We start from the raw sequence: 21,586 nt of genomic DNA, 5'->3' as shown, positions 1-21,586 counted from the left end.
CCTTTTTGAATGCGGAGGTCTTGCTCTAGCGAGTGAGTTCGGAGGTGTTGCGGCGCCGTATCTGGCGCAGCATATCGCCGACTACGTCGGGCCAATCAGTGGTGATAAGATTGGTACGATTGACGAGCGCCATCTCAGGATCTCCTCGGTAATCTGGTACGATCCCTCGCTGAGCGGTCGATTTCGGATCCGTGTTGTGCTCGAAGCAGCATTTTCCGGCGCTGTTTGCTACGCCCTCTGGAAAGTAGTTACTTTCATGATAGGTGGCGAAGCCCTGCTGCTGGTCGATATAGTCGAAATATGCCTGCAGACCGTCACCTTTATAGAATTGGTTCATTTCAAACTGAATGGAGAACGGCACCACATTCCATTGATCGTAGATTGGATCCTTGTGGGGATCATAGCTGGAATCCTTCACATTCTCGTCATCCGGGTTTTCGACGACAATTAGCCCGCCAATGAGGTTGGGGTCGTAGGTTGTCCGATTTAGAATCGTGCCGACATCCGCCGCATCCTTTGCTTTGAGCTTGAATACAACGGCTTTGCTGAGTTTCGCATTTCCCTTGCTCGCGAGAATGTCAAGGCAGCGTTGCATGAGCTCGATGGGATCAGTAGGGTCCTGATCATCGACTGCCGCCTTGATATCGACGATCATCACGTACCCATGACCATCATCGGAAACATATTCGGCGAGTAGATCGAGCGCGGCGGAGAATGTTAGGAACTTCGCCTTTCGCCCTTGTGAATCCGTAAAAACGCGGCCATGTCGGTCCCGTAGATCGGCCTGTCGTAGCTGCGACAAGTTCTGATTATATAATAGGCCGCTTCCAGTTGACTCGCGATCAATCCTGTAGTCGTGAGATAGAACGACTTCTTTGTCTGCGGTGAAGCGGGCATCGACCTCCACGCTCTCAATCTGCGAATTCCAGGCGTCTTGCAAGGCATAGGCTGAATTCTCAGGATAGATCTCCCAGGATCCGCGGTGCGCAGATAGCAGGACCAAGTCGTCATCGGGTTTCGGCAGCTTGAACATGTTTCTTGTAATCGCACTTACAAGATATGGTGAAGGCTTTACCGGAAGTAGCGCCTCTGCTGCGGCGTAGGATGGAATACCGAAAGCAAGAAGAGAAGTTAAAGTGAGCGATGCACGCAGATCACGTCGGCCGCCGAGGTAACCGAGACGCGAGGAGCAAAAATTCACAAGCACTGATGCCACATTGTTGCTGGTGTCCATAAAGATTCAAAACCTTTCGATGAGAATTTTGGGTAGCTCGCTACTTTGTACGGCTTGTTCGTGCGGCCTTTTGCAACAGCCCATCACAGCAAGGCTTGGGGGAGCGAAATCCTGGGGGTGCCCTTAGTGCGAGGAAGTTTTTAGCCGGCCCACTATCGCTGCGATGTGCCGGCAATAACACGCTCTTCAACATCAAGATGATCCATAAATCGGCTTCCACCCAAGCCGCTGCGTTGCCACGTAGCGCCATCGCGTGCTCAAGCGTTGAGAGAGCTGTCATGAAAGCAGCTTGGAGCTCCGGCGCAATTATTTCGTCCTAGCGTAGCCTCAGTTGAGAGGAAGCAGGGCTTTCTTCATTAACGCCGCTTCGCCATACGATGTTTGGACGTGATCAATTGCCCGCCAGCCGCTCTTCTCGTAAAGAAGTTGCGCGTCCTCTGTTGTCAGATAAAGACTCTTGCAACCGAAGCACGATGCTTCGTGCTCGAGCCGCTCGATCAACAACCTGGCTATTCCTTTTTTGCGGTGAAATGGATGGACAAAAAGCGACTTAAGCCAAGGGGATAGATGAGATTTTCCATCGAAATCACGATCAGCCAACGTGACCATTCCTACTGGCAACGCGTTTTCGATGGCGACTAGTGTTAGCGGCATCGAGCTTTTTGTTGCCGCTTCAAACTCGCCTCGCGTTTGTTCGTACGAGCCATTTGATTGACAACCCCATTGTCCGAAAGACCAACTTGCGCAAATGGAAATGAAATTCGGAAATCTTTCTAGGTACTCGATCGTTACCGGAGTTCCAGCTACCATTGCTTTCTCGGTCATAGTGTCTCCATTTTTTGGCGGGCCGAGCAATCGAGTGACGATCGGTCAACTTGAGGTGAAGCCCCTGCACTAGTGAGCTATCGGACCTCACGATATATCCTGCACGGTGACGCCGCGATTCAAGACGGGTCGCCAGCACGCAACAGCGTGATCACAAACCTGCTAAGATTTGTGGCAACGCGGTCATGCGGCTAAACAGCTTAGTGGCACCTGCTTCCATCAGTTTGTCTCCGTGCCCAGGAAGGCAATGCGAAGCACCTACGAAGCCAATCACCATCATCCCGGCTGCCACCGCCGCCTGAGTGCCAGCAACGCTGTCTTCAATAACGAGACAACTGCTAGCCGGTGTGTTCATATGATCTGCTGCAAACAGAAACAGATCCGGCGCAGGCTTACCACTCGCAACCTGCGAAGCGCTGAAGACATGGGGCCAAAAGTAATCATGTAGGTCCGTGACTTTAAGCGCCAAGGAAAGCTTTGCAGCATCGCTGTTCGACGCCACGCACTTCTTTAAATTAATGGTCTCCAAGGTTTGCCGAACGCCGCTGATTGCACGCAGATCGCGAGGGTATCGTTTTGCAACTTCGGCCATCACACATTCATGATGATCCTCCGGTAGGCGTAAGTCGCCCTCGGATTCTATGACTGAATAACTTTGCTGGTCAGTCATCCCTATGAAGCGATCGTTATACTCTTCAGCCGATATGATGTAGCCGAATTTAGCCAAAGCTTCGATGTGCACCGCAGTTGCAATAAGCTCACTATCGACGAGAACCCCATCGCAGTCGAAGATCAGTAGTTCCGGACTTTTTGAAAAAGACATAAGCAGTCCTCATTATAGAATGACTCTGAGTTTTGTCCCAGTGGCAGCTTTCAATCTTCCAGGCATTGAGCAGGGTAGGATTGTAGCCGATCGGATGTTGACCATTGCGGCACTGGGAAATTGATGCGCGGTGCTCAGCCGGAAATTGCTCCTGCGGCGATCTTCGGGCCTTGCTTATGAAGAGCATTCCAAACCTTGTGAAACGCCTCTGCATAAAGCTCCATCAATTCGCCATTGTTGGGTGGCGCAATCTCCGAGACGTAAAACATCGTATCCAACAGTTTCACTGTGTTCGGGAAATCGGCGGCCTTCCAGTTGTCGCAAATGTCCGGAAGATATTCGAATACGGGCTTCGTGAGCCAAACACAGATAGGCACGCCTTCGGCCTGCAGAGACCTGACCACGAAATCCCTTGCAGCCGGGCCGGGTGCGAAGCCAAGCGCCTCAGGTTCGATCCGGAGGGGAAAGTTGAGCATCGAATGGTCGCAGTCGGATGGGTTGAAGAGAGGAGATATGCCCACAAGTTCGCCGATCAATTCCCACAAAAGCTTGCAATTGTCTCTTCGGATTTGCAGTTGCGTATCCATCTCTGTTACCCGCAGCTTCGCTATAGATGACGAGAATACGTTCGGCCTGTAGTTGTACCCTTGGGAATAGGGCGAGAATATTCGCGCTCCACTTCGAGAAGAGCTGGACAGCGATACGCGATCAACATGTGCAATCAAGTTGGCGTCCTCAGTAATGACAAATCCCAGTTCGCCGGCCCCAAGGTGCTTGGCGCCGTTTCCGGATAGAGCGAGCGCGTCTGCATCAAGATGCGCACCGCCGACGATTGCTTTCGCGGCGCCGATTGATTGGCAGATGTCGTCGATCACAGCAATGCCTTGAGCTCGCGCTGCAGACCTCGCGTCGGGGACGAGAACATTGTTTCCGAAAAGGTGAGTGACTAAAACTGCAGCTACATTAGGGCCGAACTTTTCAGCGGCCGCGCGCTGATCAATCCCGGCCAAGTTCATGTCGACATCAACGAAGACGGGTTCGAGACCGCTGATTTTGATTGGTCCTACCGCTCCTGGCCAATTCAGTGCCGCGGTAACAACTTGCTCGCCTCGCTCTTTGACGTAGTCGAGCTCGATGTGAATGGCCGCCGTTCCGCTGCCGACAGCGCGCACTTGCCACTTCCCAGTCCAGCTTGCAAGATCTTGTTCCAAATCGCTCACGATTGGGTGGTTAACGCGGTGATACCTTCCACCATCCACAACACCTTGGAGTGCATGCAAGTGCTTATTCTCCGCGGCGGGCCAAGGTGTAACACGTCCCTGGGGGACCACAGGCTTCCCACCGAAAACGGCGAGCTTCTCGCCTGAGAAAGCACCAGTTGTGTTGCGAGTTATGAGCCGTAGTGCACCGAATCCGTTCATCACGTTCTCCAATCATGCTCACTAGAATGCTGATCAGCCCACACAAACGCTAGCACTGCTTTCCCACGTTTGGTAGCTAAATTACAGTATATCACAAAGTATATTTTAAAGTAGATTAGGAGCAGGCGGGCGCAATAAGTATGTTACTGAATATTTGTTGTATATTGGCGGACGGGCGCCTAAGGCGTCACTTTGGTCAGCTTCTGTGCGGAGCACGTTGGAAATTTCAATAGTTTTTTAACGGCTGGCCGGACAACTGAGATCACTGAATGAGGCTGGGGACGGGAACCGGCCAAAGTTTCCCGTAACGCCCGGTGCCGATTGAAGAAGCGTTGGACGAACAGCACATTGCCACCCCAGCTCATAATCCGAGCCCCACCGAATGGCGAAAGGTCGCCCTCCGCTAGTACTGGCCGTTGGTGGCAATGGAATTCGGCAACAGGATTGGATGCGATGGAATCCTTGATAAGAAGACACGAAGCTCATCGACTGGGAGAACGCGAGGGCAGTCCTGACGATCACCATATTGATGAGAGCACTAAGGGTATTGTACTGGCTCAAAGATTGATTCCAACGGGAACCTTGGGCGCCGCGAATCGGGGCCGATTGTTGCAAGCCTTGTACGACATAGGGCCATCTAGCAGAGCAGATCTGGCCCGCCTTACCGGTGTGACTCGAGGAACTATCGGAGGGATTGTGCAGCCCCTGATCGATCAGGGTGTTCTAGCGGAAGGAGAAGTGATACCTCCGAACGAAACAGGGGGCAAGCCAGCTACCAAGTTATGGTTTTCCAAGGATGCAAGACCAATGTGCGCGGTGCTCCTGCTGCACGACCGCGTGAGTGCGTGTTTGGTCTCTTTGGAGGGCGAGGTCTATGCTCAACACGCCGCCGATTTTCCGAAGAACCTAACACACCCCTCCGACGCCTCACGTATTATATGCACCTGTGTCGAAGAAACTATCGCATCTGGCAAGCCAATCTTAGGGATAGGTGTAGCAGTGGCTGGAACGATCAATACGGAGACGGGCACAATTGTGACCGTCAGTCTCGGGCCATTCCTGGACGGCTTACCCCTCGAAGCCGAGTTGCACAAAAGATTTGGAGTTACCGTGTGTGTCGATCAGGATACCAGAGCTTTGCTGGTTGGAGACCGATGGTTTGGGCAAGGCCGCGGTCGGAGAAACTTCGCCTCGGTCCATATCGGCGAGACTTTGGGTGGGGCGCTTTACCTTGATGGGCATCTCTATCGGGGATCCGCAGGTGCAGGCGGTGAAATCGGTCATACGACCGTAGACATCAAAGGTCGGTTATGCCAGTGCGGCCGACGCGGATGCTGGGAATCAATTGCCAGCTCGAAGTGGTTAGCAGACGAGGCCAAGGTCAGGCGGCTGCCACAACCTCACTCATTGGATGTGAGCCGATTATTGACTCTGGCCAACGACAATGTCCCAGGCGCAAGAGAATTACTTCGCGACTACGCGTTCAATATCTCGGTCGGTCTGGCGAACCTCCAGCAGTTCATGGCGCCCAATTTCATCATTATTCACGGCGACATCGTACGAGGGGGAAACCCGATGCTTCATTTAATCCAGGAAAGCTTCCGGGAATTGGTATTCCATCGCCCGGGTGATGAAATTGCCCTTGCTTTCGGAGACAGCGAATGCCTGGCGGCTTTACGCGGTGCCGCCAGTCTTCTTCTTTCTGAATTGCTGAATTTCGTCATCTAATGACATCCGCTACAGATCCTTCGGAAGCTTCTTAAGTGGCGGCAAAATGGACTCCATTTGAAGCAATCTGGGAACGACCTGAGGCGGTCCGCGGTCATTGCCGGGATGTATCTGCAACTCGACGGTCACTCACTGTGCCGAGTGCGTTCGCGACCTCTTCAAGCATCCGGCTTGCTGGCGAAGACATTGACGCTGTCTCCGGGTTGGTTTGACTGGTCTGCCTCTCAGAGAGAGCATTCTCAATTTGAAACTCCGCTACAATCCCGCGCAACTGTTTTGCCTCGATGGCAAGTGCCGTACTTGCAGCCGTGGATTCCTCGGCCATGGCTGCATTTTGCTGCGTAACCTGATCCATTTGATTGACTGTCCGGTTGACCTCAAAAAGGGTTGCGGACTGTTCGTTGGAAGCGGCGGTGACGGCATCAAGCTGAGTGTTGATCAGGACTATCTGTTGAATGATAATCTTGAGTGCTTCGCCGGTGTCTCGGACCAGCTTGACGCCACTGCTGACCTCATCAACCGAATTGAGGATAAGATTCTTGATTTCTTTTGCTGCGTGCGCGGAGCGTTGAGCAAGCTCCCGCACCTCCTGGGCAACCACCGCGAAACCTTTTCCTGCCTCGCCGGATCGTGCCGCCTCGACGCCTGCGTTGAGCGCCAGAAGATTGGTCTGAAACGCGATTTCGTCGATGACCCCCACAATACTGGAGATCTGCGAGGATGACTGTTCGATGCGTTGCATTGCTGCCACAGCGCTTGAGACCACTTCGCCGGAGTGGCGCGCCGACTTGTTTGCCTCGATCGCAACATGTCGCGCCTCCGCTGTGCGCTTTGAGGAACTGGCGACGTTCTGGGTAATCTGATCCAAAGCGGCGGCGGTTTGCTCCAGTGAAGCAGCCTGATGCTCTGTGCGGCGTGACAGGTCCTGCGCGCTCAAACTGATTTCCTGCGCCCCGCCATCGATCGATTCAGTTGCGTACGACACAGCTCTCAAGCTCTCAGCGAGTTGGGCAACGGCAGCATTGAAATTCGCCCGTAACGGTTCGAAGTCGTCGGCGAATTTGTCGTCGAGGCTGAACAGGAGGTTCCCGTCGGCGAGATGCCTTAGGCCTTCTGCAAGCCCGGACGTTGCCTCCGCCATATCCTGCGCTCGCCGATGCTCGGTCTCGGCGAGACGCGCACGTTCAATCTCATTTGCTTCACGGCTTGTCTCTGCATCCTTTTCGAAATCGCGCGCCCGTAACTCGTTGTCCTTGAATAACTGTACTGCCCGGGCCATCGATCCGATCTCGTCGCGGCGAATCGTTCCCTTAACAGTCGAAATGAGATCGCCGTCGGCTATGACCTCCATTGTCGTAACCATCTGCTTGATAGGTTTGACCAACCAGGAGCGAATTGCGAGAAAGCCGAAGCACGAGACAGCGAAGAGTGCCACAATAGCTGTTCCCAAACTCAGCACGGACGTGTCACGGACAACGCTTGAAACGTCACCACGCTTTTGCTCTGCGTCCGAAGCGAGTTTTTCCGTGACGGATGTGAATCTCGGTGAGACAGCAGCAAAGGCGGGTTGGCAAAGAGTGAGATAGAGTTGCTGCACCATGGCAAGCTCGGCTTCACTAGTTGCGCCGCGACCAACTGCGATGGCTGCACCACACGTATCGGTCAGGACGGAGAATCCATCCGCCTTCAACTTCGGCAGTTCGCTCTGCTCAGGAACTGCAGCGATCGCCAGATCCATGAACCTGACGAAGTTTTCTCGTGCGTCATTCAAGCCAGCTTCAGCGCGCGCCCTCGCCTCTTTCGACCGTGTCATCACCATGTCGCTGATGCTGGCACGCGCTGTTTCCAGACTTCGGTTCGACTGGGTCAAGCGTAGTGCTGCAGATGCATCTCTATCGAGAAGCTCCTGATATCTGTCGTTAACCTTCAGCATTTGCCGGTTCTGATAGAACGTCAGACCGAGTGCCAGGATGCCGAAGACAGCCACGATGATAAAGAACTTACCGACAATGGAAACGTGTTTCACAGGCCACTCCTCTAAGCTCGGGATCACTTACGGCAGATGGATGTTCAGATTCTGATGGTTTGATGTCTCGGGTTTTAAAAAAATGGCTGCCGCCGACCTCGTAATCGACGACAGCCAAGTTGCCTGGGAGGGCAGGAGAAAAGAGTTGAAACCCCAGATGGCGATAGTAAGTGCACTTTCTGTCAGTCGCGGATCGCAGTCCCGGTTACTGGATCGAACCAGTGCAATTTCTCCAGGTCGACAGTCAATGGCAGCACCTGATTGGGTCGAGGCGTCAGCGCCGGTGGTATACGCGCCACGAGCCGGTTCTTACCCTTATTGAGAAAGTCTTCGGTATCTTCAGCATCGTTGATATTGACCGACGGTGACGCGATGTCGAAGAACACGAAGGTGTCGGCTCCAAGCGCTTCGGCAACCGGGATCTGCTCGTTGAACAACGCCTCGGCCTCGGGACAAACCTTAAACATCTCTGGGCGAATTCCAACAATGACTTGTCGCCCGGCGAAGGCCGACAGTGCCCCCTGGGCTGGGACCGAGAAGGATATTTTCGTTCCAGTTACCGCAGCTTTTAGCGACCCGCCTTCCGCCGTCAGCTCGACCCGAACAAAATTCATGGCGGGCGAACCGATGAACCCCGCGACGAACAGATTGGACGGCTTGTCGTAAAGCATCTGCGGCGTATCGATCTGCTGAAGATTACTCTCCTGTCCATTAAACACCGGCTTCAGCACAGCCACACGATCGCCCATGGTCATAGCCTCGACCTGATCGTGGGTCACATAAAGGGTTGTGACGCCGAGCCGCTGATTAAGGAGCTTCAGTTCGCCGCGCATCTGCACGCGGAGTTTGGCATCCAGGTTGGAAAGAGGCTCATCCATCAGGAACGCCATGGGATGGCGAACGATCGCCCGGCCCATCGCCACGCGTTGGCGCTGACCGCCGGACAATGCCCCGGGCTTGCGCTCTAAATAACGGGTAAGATCAAGCATTTCCGCTGCGTCGCGAACCAGCTTGTCGATCTTGTCCTTGGGCATTTTTCGCTGCTGCAGACCGAAGGCCATGTTGTCGTAAACGGTCATATGGGGGTAAAGCGCGTAGTTCTGAAAAACCATCGCAATATCCCGGTCCTGGGGTTCTGTCTCCGTCACGTCAGCGTCATCCATGAGCAGCCGGCCGCTGTTGAGCGCTTCAAGACCCGCTGCCATCCGCAATAGTGTCGACTTGCCACAACCCGACGGGCCGACCAACACGACGAATTCTCCGTCCGCGACCGAAAAACTTACATTCGCAACGGCAACGGTCCCGTCCGGAAAGGTCTTGCCGATCCCGTCGAAGGTCATGGACGCCATTTTTATGTACTCCCGCATTTTTCAAGGAGGCAAGCCGCACCGTTTGTGCGGACATGCCCCTCGCCTTTGGTTCCGGCTTTAGCCGATGTTCACAGCCTTGCCGGTCGCGACGGATTCCTCGATCGCCGCCAGGATCTTTGTGTTTGCCAGACCGTCCTGCGCATCTGCCAGCAGCGGAGCGTCTCGCACGACGCTATCGACAAAGCGGGCAATGGATTCCAAGACAAAACCGCCGATCCGTGTCGCGCCGGTTGGTGTTATGCCGATGTAGTCATTGTATTTCAGTCCGCCGTCGACGATCTTGCGCAGGCCGCCATTATGGGTGGGGTCCGCCTGGACCTGGCCCTTTTCACCAACGAACTCGATCTTGAAATCAACAAGCGAAGGATTGTCACGCGACAGGATCCAGCTGTTCTCCATGGTCACGACCGTGCCCTTGGAAAATTCAAGCACCGACACATGGAAGTCTTTCGTATCCACGCCGGCGGCAAATAGGGTACCCGAGCGGGCAACCGAATAAACACGCACGACTTCGTCTGCGAGAATGAAACGTAGGACATCGACGAGGTGGCTGCCCAGGAACCAGAGTGCCGAAGACTTTGCAGCCCAGCTCAGCATTTCGAGCGGAACGAATGTCGTATTCGAAAGACGCGCGGTCCCGTGTTTGGCCAAGCCGATCTGACCGTTTTGGATCATGTCACGAACCTGGGCGAGGATCGGATTCACACGGTTGTGGAAATCAATCATCAGCTTGCCCTTGGACTTAGCGGCAGCCGCAGCGATTTCCTCGGCTTCACGCACCGTCGTCGCAAGCGGCTTTTCGCTCAACACGTGTTTATCGGCTTTCAGAGCCGCTAGAATGATCGGCGTGTGGGTAAAGTCAGGCGTTGCGACCGAGATGGCGTCGATCTGATCGCTTGAGATCAGCTTCTGGTAGTCGGTGAAGGCCTGCATTGCGCTGTAGCTTTCCTTCATCTTCAGCGCCCGGCCCTCATCAAGATCGCAGACGCCGACCAGATCGGTCTCCGGCAAGACATTAAAGGTATGGGCATGATTGCCGCCCCAGAGACCGGCGCCGATGACGCCCATTCGCAGTCTATTCATTTCATTACTCCATTCATAAAGGAAAGCTCAGCCCTTCACCGAACCAAAGGTGAGGCCTCGTACGACGTATCGATCGAAAACAAGGAAGATGATCATCGGAGGTATCATCGCGAGCACTGCGGCGGCGGCGATGTAGTTCCAGGTCACTCCGCTCGTTGCGAAATACCCAAGTGTTCCGATCGGAAGGGTGGCGGTCGAGCGTGAGCTCAGCACCAGCGGAAAAGCGGCGTTGTTCCACGCGAACACGAAGGCGAACATCGAGGTAACAATGATCCCAGGACGAACGATCGGTAGCGTGATCCGCAACATGATCGTGTACCAACGGGCGCCGTCCACCCGGGCAGCTTCCTCCAGTTCCACTGGCACCTCATCGATAAAGCTCTTCATCAACCAGACGGAAAACGGGATCGTCAGCGTCTGTAGGACCAGGATCATCGAAAAGTAGGAACCCTGGAGGCCAATGCGCGTGATGAGGATGAAATATGGGATCAGAAACGCGACCGGCGGGGCCATCAACAGCCCGAGATACCACAACATGATGTTCTTCTTGCCGCGGAGCTTGAAACGGGACAACGCGTAGGCTGCGGGAACCGAAAAAGGCAGATTGAGTAGCACAGCACCGATCGCGACGATGAGGCTGTTGACCAGTTGCGGCGCGTTGGTGCCAGGATCGACGAGGATGTGCCGGAATGCGTCGAGATTGGGCTCGAATGTGAGTTGCGGCGGCATGGTGAACGCCGTCTCGGCCGGCCGGATCGCAAGGGCGATGAACCACAGGATCGGACCGACGAAGATTGCCAGGAAGAGGAGGCCGGCGGCGTAGGTGAGTGCCGTGTTGAAGCTCGTGTGTCGGCGCGACATTTTACCACTCCTCGTTTCGGAACGCGAAGAAGACGTACAGTGCAACGATGACGTTGACGATCAGCACGGTGATCCAGGTCATGGCACTGACCAGTCCGATGTTGAAGTTCACAAGGCCCTGTTCGTAGAGTGAGTATCCAAGGGTGCGTGTAGACGTGCCCGGTCCGCCGCGCGTGAGCACAAGCACCGTGTCGAAGGTGTTGAAGATCTGCATGAAGCGCAGCATGACGATAATGATTGCGGTGCGTTTGATCAGCGGTAGCTTGATCCGCATCAGGATCGTCCATGCAGACGCGCGATCCAGGCGTGCGGCCTCCAAAATCTCGTCCGGCACGGCCAAAAGGCTCGCATAGAGAACGATTGCAAAGAACGGTGTCCACTGCCAGATGTCGACGAAGAGGATCGCCGCGAGTGCTGTCGATGGCGAGCCAAGAATTCCTTCTGCGGGAACGGGGAGCCAGAGCGACTGCAACACCCAACTCAACAGGCCACCGCCGGGATCATAGAGGTAGCGGAACAAAAAGCCGACGACGATGGGCGCGATCGTTGTTGGCAGGATCAGCAGGGCCCGCACGATGTTCATGCCAGGCAGTGCCTTGAGCAGAATGAGCGCGATCGCCAGGCCAAACGTGAACTCAAGTGCCGTGCCAAGGATCGACAGGATCAGGGTATTGGTGAGCGCGGCGCGAAAGTCGAAAGCGTTGAAGGCCTGCACATAATTCTCGAACCCAATGAACTGGAGCGGCTCCGGGCCGATTTGCAGGTTCCAGAAATAGAAGCTCGATCTTAGGGCAAACAGCAAGGGGTAGGCGATCAGAGCGAGCAGCATCACCACCGAAGGCGCAATCAGCAAGTAGGGCAGGTTTCGTCGGATAAAGCTCTTCCGGGCGGGCCCGAGGGCTCGCGGAGAGCAAACAGTAGTCGTGTGCATTGCCAGATCCAGTTCTTCTTCACTTGGCTGCCGGCGCGATCGCTCTCGCGCCGGCCCGAGGAGAACTCTAATTAGTTCTTGGCGATCAGGGCTTTGGCCCCATCAAGAGTATCTGTGTAGCTATCCTTCTGATAAGGGATCATGAGATTGCCCTTCAGGATGCTCTCGAACAGGCTGTTGGCGCGCTCGAGGCCGGTCTTCGGCTCTTCGCTACCGGTCAGAAGCTGGTTCAATGTGAGACCCAACACGCTTTCGATGGCTGTGTAACCAGGGACAGGCGGGCGTGTGATCTTGCCGTTGCCCTGCTTCATCATCGCATACTGCACATCGAGGTAAGGATAGATCGCCTTGACTTCCTCGTCTTGATAGAGCGAAATGCGCGCAAAGTCGGAGAACTGGTAGTTGAGGTCCGGCCAAAGGGCCATTTTCTTCTGCGTGGCTTTCGAGGTCGCCCATTTGATAAAGGCGTAGCCTGCTTCTTGCCTTTCGGAACTCGATGGAATGCCAAGGCTCCAGCCGCCGAGACTAACCGTTTGAGGCACGCCCTCGGCCTTCGGCAAGGCCGCCGTTACGTACTTATCCATGATGTCCGACTTTTTGCCGGTCATGTAGCCCGAGTTCTTGATTAGATAGAAGTACGGGGTCCACCAGTAGAACATGCCGATATCGCCCTTGGCGAAACGGGTGCCGGCATCGAACCAAACATAGTTGATCGCTTCAGGCGGAGACAACTTGTAGAGCTGCCTATAGACTTCGACAGACTTGATCCAGGCGGGGCTCGTCAGTTGCGGGGAGAAATCCCACGGAGCGGCCGGGAAAGATTTGAACCAATTCGCGCCGTGGCTTGCCGACACCTGCGTAAACATGTGGACGATCGGCGACGGCTGGGAACCGCAAACGACGGTTGGAAAGAGCGGCTTACCGGCGAATGATTTGCCTTCCATCGACTTCAGTGTGTCGATGTATTTCGTCCAGGTCCAGTCTTCCGATGTCTCGGTCGGCGGCGCTGCAATGCCGAGTTCGTCAAAGACGTCCTTGCGATACATGACCCCCTGCGCATAGGCGGCAACCGGCAGTGTGCCAACTTGGCCGCGCCACATATTCGAGGAGTAAAGGACCTCGGGGATGAAGTCGGAGAGGTCGAATTCGCTGTCCTTGGCAATAAAATCGTTCAGCGAGATGATCCAGCCGTTGTCGAGATATTGCCCGAGCCACATCTGGTCGACGACGATGACATCGGCGTCGGAGGTCTTGGCGACAAAGGCAGACACGAGGCGCGATTGAAGGGCGTCATAGGAGAGACTCTCCAGTTCGACTTTGATGCCGGTTTCCTTCTCGTATTCTGGCACCAGCGCCTTCATTGAGAAAAAAAATGGGTCTTCAACGGACAGGACGCGCACGGTGTTCGCATCCTGCGCGGCACCCCTCCGTGGAATGGCCAATGATCCCGCGCCAGCCACAAGAGCTGCGACGGAAGCGCTTTTCAGCAGGTCACGTCGCGACATATTTCCGATATCGATTGTCATAAACAGCCTCCTCAGTTGCTTCGTATCCCAACCCCGGCCCTTCAGCGCAGCCCCTGGGCTTCCGCTTGTCGATACTGAGATTGTTACCCCTAATGTGCTTTTTGTAAGCAGTTAGTTTGTACCTCGCACAAACTTATGTTAGTGTCAAGAAGTTGTCGCGGCGAAAATTCCGGCGCGGTACTGCGGTTGTCATCGAGGTCCTGCTTGCATCACCGGAAAGGGCCTTATGTTGTATGGCCGTTCGATAATGTACGGGCTAAAAGGATCCGGTAGATTGGAGAAGAGAATTGAAGTTTGAGAGCCAGCCGTCCTATTCGTTGGGCCAGCGCACCCCTGCCAGCAGAGAAGTCGCCGTCGGCGAGAACGGCGGTAACGTGACACTTGTCTCCCAATCGGCGCTTGGAGCGATAAACCGCGGTCGCGTCCTTCAAGCCTTATATGACAACGGACCCAAAAGCCGGGCAGATCTCGCTCGACTTGCAGGTGTCAACCGGACCACGATAACCGGTATTGTGCAGCCGATGATCGAAGACCAGCTTCTTATTGAGGGAGATGCGTCGCCTTCCGACGTCAAAGGCGGCAAGCCGGCTCGTCCGCTTTATTTTAACCCCGATGCACCGATGCTTGGCGCGGTCCTCCTTCTGCCCGGCACGATACAAACATGCCTCGTGGCGTTAACCGGTGAGATCAAGGCCGTTGCGAAAGCTGAATTTGATACGCATGGCGACACAGAAGCATTCATCGCGGTCATGACGGAGACGCTTACTGCCACACTGTCTCAGGCCCAGCAGGCGCCGTTTGGCATTGGCGTGGCCTCTGCTGGAATGATCGACAGTGACAATGGAACCATTCTCACCGTCAATCTTGCTCCCGTTCTAACGGGACTTCCCCTCGTAGCAATACTACAAGAACGCTTCTCTCTTCCGGTTGCCATCGATCACCACCCCCGTGCCTTGCTTGTTGGGGACAGATGGTTCGGACCCGGTCGCGGTCAACAAAATTTCGCAGCGGTCTATACTGGCGAGGTTCTCGGCGGCGCCTTCTTCATCGACGGCAAGGTCTATCGTGGACTCGCCGGATCCGGCGGCGAGCTCGGGCACACCGTGGTGCAGATCGATGGTGCCCCTTGCAACTGCGGAAAGCACGGCTGCTGGGAGACGGTCGCTGCTCTTCCGTGGTTACGAAAGGAAGCCGCCCGAATGGGCTTGCCGCATCCCAAGAGCATCACCTGTGCCAGGCTTGTCAAGGAAGCAGACGAAGGCTCGAATGCGGCAGAGGAGCTTCTCGTCCGTTACACACGGAACGTGGCTTTCGGCATCGTCAATCTGCAGCAAACACTCTCCCTCAACTCCTACGTCCTTCATGGAGACGTCGCCGGAGGCGGAATGAAGGCAGCAGAGCTGATCAGGCAGCATGTAGAGCAGCTAGTGGTGAAGAGACCTGGTCAGGAGATATCGATCACGGTGAATGGTATCGGCGAAGGCCATACGGCTCTGCGCGGCGCCGCCGGTTTGGTTTTATCCAGCCACCTCAAGCTGGTCATTTGAGGCTTTGTAGCGACACCGATATGCAACGAAGGGGCTTGCGGACCTGTTGTGTCGATTCGCGCCGGGCAAGGCCTGTCCGGTAGGCTTCTTAAAGAGACTCAGGCGCGCTATCGAATTTTCTAAGGTCGGGATTTGGGCTTGCGACCGTTAAGGTAAGGACTGCCATCGTCTGCGACGGCGGCGGAAAAGAGAGAGGCAAAGAACGGAATGCAGGCCGCCCCGATCGCGCCGGCGCGAGGGCCAAGTCGAGAGGCCTCAACTGCGGCAGCCTCCAAGCCGCGCGACGGGCCAAGGATTGGCTGACTGGAAATTGCGCGTACCAGCCTGTCTGTCACTAGTTCTGGCAGCCGTCCCCCAAGGACAATCAGCGCGGGGTCGAACATCGCCGTAGCTACACGCACCGTCTCGCTGAGCTGCTTTCCGGCGCGTTCAATCCAGATTTCTAACGCCGCTTCGGCGCTATCTGGCAACCGATCGAGGTCGATGAAGTCGTGGATGGCGAAGCCGGCACTGTTGAGGGTGGCAAAAAGGTCTTGGCCGGATGGGCGCGGCTGGTCGTACGGGTAGAGAACTCCGGGCAGGCAGGCGTTTCCATTGACACCGCGGTACGGCCGCCCGTCGATAACCGCCCCTCCCCCGACACCGTGTCCGATGTGAATGAAGAACATCGGATCAGGCTGCGGGATGCGTCCGCCGAACACATACTCTCCGAGCGATGCAGCTGTTCCATCATTCTCGATGTAATAGGGCGCTTCGAAAGTCGCTTTAAAAGCTTGGTCCGCCTCACCATCATCGAAAGCCGGGAAGAAGCTGTGGGCCTTGAGGATGTGCGACATCGTGCCGAAATTGCCGGGCACCGAGCAGCCGACCCCGAGAAGGCGATCTTTAGGCGTGCCAAGATCGGTCAGCATCGCTGCGATAGCAGCCTGCGCCGCCTCTGCCACAGACAAAGCTGTGCTGGTCTCGATGTCTACAGATCGGGAGGTAAGAATCTTACCCGCTAGATCAGCAATTGCTACCTCCATTCGGGAGACCGAGAATGTTATTCCCGCGGAAAGATATCGATCAGCCCGCAAGCTCAGCAAGCGCCGAGGCTGGCCTTGGGCGCCGGTCCGCTCGACCACCTCGATCAGAAGTCCGATCTCAATTAAGCGACCTATCAGCCGAGTGACAGAAGCACCTGTCATGCCGGACCGTTCCGCTAGGTCGACCCGCGCAATCTGCTTGCCTACGAAAATCAGTTCGACCAGTCGTCGTTCGTTCCGTGAAAGGTCCATTGGTTCCAAGAGTGTCAAATTGTCAGCAGCCAAACAGCTATTGCAATATATATTAAATTACGCAATGTAATTAATCTGTCATGAGGATCCTTTAAGAAAGCCAAACCGGAATGACCGCCAAAATGAAATGGGAGAACACCATGCACCAGATCAAACGATTGTTGAGCCTCGCCGCCGTGCTGATCGCGATCGCCTCTCCGGCCTTGGCAAAGAGTCTCGTCGTTTATTCACCTCAGGGGGAAGAGAACGTTCAATGGATAATCGACCAGGCTAAAGCCGCCGGTCACGACGTGCAGTTTCTGCGCGCACCCGGAGGAGAACTTTTTGATCGGCTGGTCGCCGAGAAGAACAACCCCCAGGCCGACGTCGTACTTGGCATGGTCGACGCGTCTATGGCTCTGCTCAAAAAGAATGGCCTGTTCCAGCCATACACACCAGCCTGGGCGGCGGACCTGCCTGCGCACTACAAGGACAAGGAAGGCATTGTCTACAAATTCTGGAGCACACCGGTCGTCATCGCCTATGAGTCTGACAAGCTTGCCGCTGAGCGGGCGCCGAAAAGCTGGCTGGACCTGACAAGGGGCGAATACAAAGGCAAATACGTCATCGGCAACACCGCCTGGCAGACGACAAGGGTCTATCTTGCCGGCATCTTGGCCCGGTTCCTCGACGACAAGGGCGAAGTCACTCAGGCTGGATGGGATTTTCTTGGCGCATTCTATGCGAACGCGATCGTTGTCGATGACGCCGATGCGCGCAAGGAAGCCTTCAAGTCGGGCGGTGCGATCATCAATCTAACCTGGTTCGGCGGCGTCATCAAGGACGCCAAGGAGCTCGGCATGCAAGTCAAGGTCATTGACCCGGAAGGTGGCACGCCCGTCATCTCTGAAGGCGTGGCGATCATGGCGGGAACCGATCAGCTGGAGCAGGCAAAGGCATTCGTCGACTGGTTCGGCTCTGCCGATGTCATGGCCGGCTACGCCAAGAAATTCGGTCAGGTTCCGGTGCTGCCGGCGGCGTTGGCCAAATCACCGCCAGAGGTGCAGGCGAATGCGAAACTAGTCAAGGCGCAGCCGATCGATTGGGATGCCGTCGCGCCCAAACTGGACGGCTGGTTGCAGAAGATCGAGCTAGAAATCCGGTGAGGATGTAGGGCCGGGCGACGCAGATCGCCAGGCTTCTCAGGAGTATGTTTATGCCGACCCCGATCCTCATCATCGATAAACTGCATATTGGCTATGGCGACAAGGTTGTCATCAGCGACCTCTCGCTTGAGATTCACGAAGGCGAGTTCGTTGCTCTGCTCGGGGCTTCCGGCAGCGGCAAATCCAGCGTCCTAAGGACCCTGGCTGGCTTTCATCCGGTCATGAGCGGTCGGATTATTCTTGAAGGAAAAGATATTACCATCGAGCCTCCGGAGCGGCGCAACGTCGGCATGGTATTCCAGAACTATGCGCTGTTTCCAACGATGACGGCTTTCGAGAATATCGCCTTTGCTTTGCGTGTGGCGAAGATCCCGCAGGGCGAGATTGTCAAGCGTGTCACCCAGATCGCCGAAACATCCGGGATTACGGAGCAACTGCACAAGAAGCCCGCGACCATGTCAGGTGGGCAACAACAGCGGGTCGCGATTGCGCGCGCGCTCGTCGCGGGCTCCAAGGTGCTTTTGTTCGACGAACCATTGTCCAATCTCGACGCCAAGGTGCGAGTGACGATGCGCCGCGAGATCAAGAGGCTCCAGCAGGAATTTGGCTTCACGGCGGTCTTTGTCACGCATGATCAGGAAGATGCACTCACCATGTCCGACACGATCGTCGTGCTGGCGAACGGTGGCGTTGAACAGATCGGTGACGGACGTACTCTTTATCGAAAGCCCGCGACGCCGTTCATCTGCGAGTTTATCGGCACCGCCAACGAACTGCTCGCACCGGTTGTCGCGCAAATTCTGGGCCGCGACGTTCAGGGACGCATCTTTGTCCGCCACGAAGATGTGTTCGTCGGGAAAGCGGTAGAAGCCGGGTTGCCGGCGACCGTCCGCCATGTGGAATTTCTTGGCGCCCACAGCCGCATCGACCTGGATGCCGGCGGACACTTAATTTCGGCCGCCAGGATGGGGCACGAGTTACCTGAAATCGGTGAGACCGTGTCCTGGACGGTCCGGCCGGGCTCGGCGCATATCTTCGAGGAAGCGGGCAGATGAACCGCGCGGCGCCCGTCGAGCGCGTAGTCTATTGGATCGGAGTGGCGGCCCTGATCTGGATCGTCATCACCTTCCTGATCCTGCCGCTAGTCGCGTCACTTCATGCGGCCTTTTTCAAGGACGGCAGCCTGGTGGTCGGCCAGATCGCAAGCGAACTTTCAAGATCACGAAGAGTGCGCGCTGCCCTTTGGAACACGCTTTGGATGACGTCAGCGACCATGGTTACGGTGACCATTGTCGGGATGTTCCAGGTCGTCGTCCTTGAATATTTTCACGTACGCGGTCGCGCACTCTTGAAAATCGCCTATGCAACGCCCCTGGTCTTCGGCGGTGTCGTTGCGGCGGCGGGCTACAACTTCACCTATGGTCCCAGCGGTGCGGTGACACATCTGGTGAAGGCCGCCGTCTCCAGCCTCCCGCAAGCCTGGTTCATCGGCTGGTTTGGCGTGCTTTTCACGCATACCTTTCTGATGACCAACTTTTACTATCTTTTTCTGCGCGCTGCGATGCGCCGCGTCGACTACGCAACAATCGAAGCTGCGCGCAGTATGGGTGCCTCGGAATATACGATCCTGTGGCGTGTGGTACTGCCCGCGATCATGCCGACGTTCCTCGCCGTCACCCTTCTCACCCTTTACACCGCAATCAGCTCTTTCGCCGCCCCTCAGGTGCTGGGCGGTCGCGATTTCCACATGCTGAGCCAGATGGTGCTGACCTTGAACAGCCTGCGCCGTCCCGACATGGCCGCCTTACTCGCGCTTATGATGGGACTATGTCTCATGGCGCTTATACTGCTGTCTCAATATTTCGAAGCGCGCGGCTCCTATGTCGGCGGCGCGAAAGCGACTGCGCCCATCCAGCTACGCAAAATTTGCAGCCCCATCGGCAATGCAGTGCTACATTTGTTTGCCTATCTTCTCGTGGCTATCTATACGGTGCCGATCGCGCTTGTCGTACTCTTCTCCTTCGCCCCTGCCGCGAGCATCGGCATCGAAGTGATCCCATCCAGCCTGACACTGAAGAACTATACCCGCGTCTTCACCGAAGGCAGCGCCTTTCTTCCGTTTTTCAACTCCATAGTGATGAGCCTTGTCGCGGTATCGGCGGCGCTCGTCGTTACACTGTTTGCCGTCCCGGTTATTCTTGGCCGCCGCAGTTGGCTGACGCGCCTTCTGGACATCACTTTCTTCCTGCCATGGGTAGTTCCTAGTATTCTGCTCGCTGTCGGGCTGATCGTCACCTTTGACTCGCCAAACCCGCTCGTTGGAAACGCAGTCCTCCTCGGCGGCTACTGGCTCCTGCCGATTGGCTACGCCATCGTCGCCTTGCCGCTGATGGTGAGGTTCCTGAGGGCCGCCTTCGTAGGAATTGATCCGGCCTATAACGAGGCCGCCCGCTCGATGGGCGCCACCGGTCTTTATCGCTATCGCCGCATCATTCTGCCGATAGTGGCGCCGACTGTAATCCTCGTCGCCGGGATGGCCTTCAACGATCTCCTGTCGGAATACCCCTTGTCGGCCTTTCTATACAACGTCAATAACAAGCCGCTGCCGATTGCAATCGTAGACAGCTCGCTGTCTGTCGATCCTGAGCAGGCGGCCCTCAACCTCGTCTACGTCAATCTGATCATGGTGTTTTCAATGGCGATCATTCTGTTGGCTGAGCGGATCGGCCTTGGCAAAGGTCCAGAAACCACAACATTGTAGAACAGGAGACTGATCCATTGGATACCTGCATCACCGTCTGGCATTGGCCGCACCAGGAGCGTTGGTACGACGAAGGCATTCGCAACTCGCTCACCCTCATTAAGGAAGCTGGCTTCACACACATCAACTGGAATCCCGACTCCGGCAGTTCGTACTGGCTGGCCGACGCCGAGATCGAGTTTACAAGCAGGATCGTGGCCGATGCTGGGCTGAAAGTGCACTCGGTTCATGCCAGCAATGGCCGCAATCCTATCACTGAGATCGGCTACAAAAACCCTGGCCCTTTCGCGATGGAGACGCGCAAGGACTTCCTGTCGCCGCATGAATGGCAGCGCCGCAGCGGAGTCGAGCTGTTGCGTAACCGTGTCGACCTGGCGGCCGCGTTCCAGTCCCCCAATATCGTTCTGCACATCGATATCAACGACAACGTCTTCGGCAGCGAAGCCGCCGAACGAGCGTTCTTCGACCCCCTTTTCCAGTCTCTCGACGAAATCAGGCCTTACTGCGTCGAAAAGGGCGTCCAGATTGCCGCGGAAACTCTCCTCTGCGCCAACGCCCAGAATTTCCTCAACCTCTATGATCGGCTGTTCGCTCGATACGGCAAGGAGTTCATCGGCGTCTGCTTCGATTGTGGCCACTGGGAACTGATCGAGCCAGGCAAGCTCAGCGTGCTTGAGCGTTTCGCGGATCGCGTCATTGCTACTCACATTCACGACAACTTCGGAGCAGTGGATGACCATCTCTTGCCATTCGACGGACGATTAGATTGGCACACGATCGCCTCGGCGATCGCCTCAACTCCTTATCAGACTCCGCTCAACTTCGAGACGCCAATTGACCGGTATGGGATACCAGAATCCGCCTACTATCGCCGCGCTCACGGTGTTGCTGTTAGGCTTGAGGAGATGGTAGCCGAGGCGCGCGAGAGGAAAAGCAGTGATGGCGAATGCGCCTGCCCTCGACAATTCTTCACTACGTCGTGACAAAGGTAGCAGCGTTGACGTTTGAACCGTTCCGCGGTCCAGATG

The 21,586-nt window shown here is 55.8% G+C and carries 17 protein-coding genes; 6 read left to right on the top strand and 11 right to left on the bottom strand.

From position 1 onward, the window contains the following. Nucleotides 1-25: 25 nt before the first annotated feature. The 4 genes from HX899_RS02770 to HX899_RS02755 form a co-directional block, all read right to left on the bottom strand. On the bottom strand, nt 26-1,234 hold the full coding sequence (locus HX899_RS02770) for a glycerophosphodiester phosphodiesterase family protein (RefSeq protein WP_244604856.1): 1,209 nt from the start codon (nt 1,232-1,234) through the stop codon (nt 26-28). A 327-nt stretch (nt 1,235-1,561) separates the two neighbouring features. Then, complete coding sequence (locus HX899_RS02765) at nt 1,562-2,059, bottom strand: GNAT family N-acetyltransferase (protein ID WP_244604857.1); 498 nt, start codon at nt 2,057-2,059, stop codon at nt 1,562-1,564. A 151-nt stretch (nt 2,060-2,210) separates the two neighbouring features. Further along, entirely contained in the window at nt 2,211-2,882 is a 672-nt protein-coding gene (locus tag HX899_RS02760; RefSeq protein ID WP_127431435.1) for an HAD family hydrolase, read from the bottom strand. Between the two features lie 134 nt (nt 2,883-3,016). Then, entirely contained in the window at nt 3,017-4,303 is a 1,287-nt protein-coding gene (locus HX899_RS02755) for a DegT/DnrJ/EryC1/StrS family aminotransferase (protein WP_127431436.1), read from the bottom strand. 453 nt (nt 4,304-4,756) lie between these two features. On the opposite strand from HX899_RS02755, the gene HX899_RS02750 reads away from it, so the two are divergent. Next, nucleotides 4,757-6,031, top strand: coding sequence for an ROK family protein (locus tag HX899_RS02750; protein ID WP_127431437.1), 1,275 nt, complete (start codon nt 4,757-4,759; stop codon nt 6,029-6,031). Nucleotides 6,032-6,125: 94 nt separating this feature from the next. Here the strand turns inward: HX899_RS02750 and HX899_RS02745 are convergent, their stop codons facing one another. The 6 genes from HX899_RS02745 to HX899_RS02720 form a co-directional block, all read right to left on the bottom strand. Continuing rightward, nucleotides 6,126-8,057 (bottom strand): methyl-accepting chemotaxis protein, encoded by a 1,932-nt coding sequence (locus HX899_RS02745; protein WP_127431438.1) that lies wholly within the window; start codon nt 8,055-8,057, stop codon nt 6,126-6,128. Between the two features lie 182 nt (nt 8,058-8,239). Beyond that, nucleotides 8,240-9,406: an ABC transporter ATP-binding protein gene (locus HX899_RS02740; protein WP_127431439.1), complete on the bottom strand. Its 1,167-nt coding sequence runs from the start codon at nt 9,404-9,406 to the stop codon at nt 8,240-8,242. 78 nt (nt 9,407-9,484) lie between these two features. Then, entirely contained in the window at nt 9,485-10,510 is a 1,026-nt protein-coding gene (locus HX899_RS02735; protein WP_127431440.1) for a Gfo/Idh/MocA family protein, read from the bottom strand. A 27-nt stretch (nt 10,511-10,537) separates the two neighbouring features. Then, nucleotides 10,538-11,371 (bottom strand): carbohydrate ABC transporter permease, encoded by an 834-nt coding sequence (locus tag HX899_RS02730; RefSeq protein ID WP_027681768.1) that lies wholly within the window; start codon nt 11,369-11,371, stop codon nt 10,538-10,540. A 1-nt stretch (nt 11,372) separates the two neighbouring features. Then, nucleotides 11,373-12,302, bottom strand: coding sequence for a carbohydrate ABC transporter permease (locus HX899_RS02725; protein ID WP_127431441.1), 930 nt, complete (start codon nt 12,300-12,302; stop codon nt 11,373-11,375). 71 nt (nt 12,303-12,373) lie between these two features. Beyond that, entirely contained in the window at nt 12,374-13,828 is a 1,455-nt protein-coding gene (locus tag HX899_RS02720; RefSeq protein WP_127431442.1) for an ABC transporter substrate-binding protein, read from the bottom strand. Nucleotides 13,829-14,115: 287 nt separating this feature from the next. On the opposite strand from HX899_RS02720, the gene HX899_RS02715 reads away from it, so the two are divergent. After that, on the top strand, nt 14,116-15,375 hold the full coding sequence (locus tag HX899_RS02715) for an ROK family transcriptional regulator (RefSeq protein WP_127431443.1): 1,260 nt from the start codon (nt 14,116-14,118) through the stop codon (nt 15,373-15,375). 119 nt (nt 15,376-15,494) lie between these two features. Here HX899_RS02715 and HX899_RS02710 read toward each other — a convergent pair whose 3' ends face one another. Further along, nucleotides 15,495-16,685, bottom strand: a complete 1,191-nt coding sequence (locus tag HX899_RS02710) for an ROK family transcriptional regulator (protein ID WP_244604858.1) — start codon at nt 16,683-16,685, stop codon at nt 15,495-15,497. Nucleotides 16,686-16,792: 107 nt separating this feature from the next. On the opposite strand from HX899_RS02710, the gene HX899_RS02705 reads away from it, so the two are divergent. From HX899_RS02705 to HX899_RS02690, 4 genes are read left to right on the top strand one after another with little or no spacing between them, the layout of a single operon-like run. Continuing rightward, on the top strand, nt 16,793-17,797 hold the full coding sequence (locus HX899_RS02705) for an extracellular solute-binding protein (protein ID WP_127431444.1): 1,005 nt from the start codon (nt 16,793-16,795) through the stop codon (nt 17,795-17,797). Nucleotides 17,798-17,847: 50 nt separating this feature from the next. Beyond that, complete coding sequence (locus HX899_RS02700) at nt 17,848-18,852, top strand: ABC transporter ATP-binding protein (protein WP_127431445.1); 1,005 nt, start codon at nt 17,848-17,850, stop codon at nt 18,850-18,852. After that, nucleotides 18,849-20,558, top strand: a complete 1,710-nt coding sequence (locus HX899_RS02695; RefSeq protein WP_127431446.1) for an iron ABC transporter permease — start codon at nt 18,849-18,851, stop codon at nt 20,556-20,558. The genes HX899_RS02700 and HX899_RS02695 overlap by 4 nt, the downstream gene beginning before the upstream one ends. Nucleotides 20,559-20,575: 17 nt before the next feature. Beyond that, nucleotides 20,576-21,541, top strand: a complete 966-nt coding sequence (locus HX899_RS02690) for a sugar phosphate isomerase/epimerase (protein ID WP_127431447.1) — start codon at nt 20,576-20,578, stop codon at nt 21,539-21,541. The last annotated feature ends 45 nt before the right edge of the window (nt 21,542-21,586 follow it).

It is taken from the genome of Rhizobium sp. WYCCWR 11146, assembly GCF_013591995.1.
Lineage (GTDB): Bacteria > Pseudomonadota > Alphaproteobacteria > Rhizobiales > Rhizobiaceae > Rhizobium > Rhizobium indicum.
This window is presented reverse-complemented; position numbering and strand designations above follow the sequence as displayed.

Coding starts and splice junctions, on each gene's coding strand:
- HX899_RS02770 (WP_244604856.1), bottom strand. CDS start 1,234: ATGGACACCAGCAACAATGTGGCATCAGTGCTTGTGAATTTTTGCTCC.
- HX899_RS02765 (WP_244604857.1), bottom strand. CDS start 2,059: ATGACCGAGAAAGCAATGGTAGCTGGAACTCCGGTAACGATCGAGTAC.
- HX899_RS02760 (WP_127431435.1), bottom strand. CDS start 2,882: ATGTCTTTTTCAAAAAGTCCGGAACTACTGATCTTCGACTGCGATGGG.
- HX899_RS02755 (WP_127431436.1), bottom strand. CDS start 4,303: ATGAACGGATTCGGTGCACTACGGCTCATAACTCGCAACACAACTGGT.
- HX899_RS02750 (WP_127431437.1), top strand. CDS start 4,757: ATGGAATCCTTGATAAGAAGACACGAAGCTCATCGACTGGGAGAACGC.
- HX899_RS02740 (WP_127431439.1), bottom strand. CDS start 9,406: ATGGCGTCCATGACCTTCGACGGGATCGGCAAGACCTTTCCGGACGGG.
- HX899_RS02735 (WP_127431440.1), bottom strand. CDS start 10,510: ATGAATAGACTGCGAATGGGCGTCATCGGCGCCGGTCTCTGGGGCGGC.
- HX899_RS02730 (WP_027681768.1), bottom strand. CDS start 11,371: ATGTCGCGCCGACACACGAGCTTCAACACGGCACTCACCTACGCCGCC.
- HX899_RS02725 (WP_127431441.1), bottom strand. CDS start 12,302: ATGCACACGACTACTGTTTGCTCTCCGCGAGCCCTCGGGCCCGCCCGG.
- HX899_RS02720 (WP_127431442.1), bottom strand. CDS start 13,828: ATGACAATCGATATCGGAAATATGTCGCGACGTGACCTGCTGAAAAGC.
- HX899_RS02705 (WP_127431444.1), top strand. CDS start 16,793: ATGCACCAGATCAAACGATTGTTGAGCCTCGCCGCCGTGCTGATCGCG.
- HX899_RS02700 (WP_127431445.1), top strand. CDS start 17,848: ATGCCGACCCCGATCCTCATCATCGATAAACTGCATATTGGCTATGGC.
- HX899_RS02695 (WP_127431446.1), top strand. CDS start 18,849: ATGAACCGCGCGGCGCCCGTCGAGCGCGTAGTCTATTGGATCGGAGTG.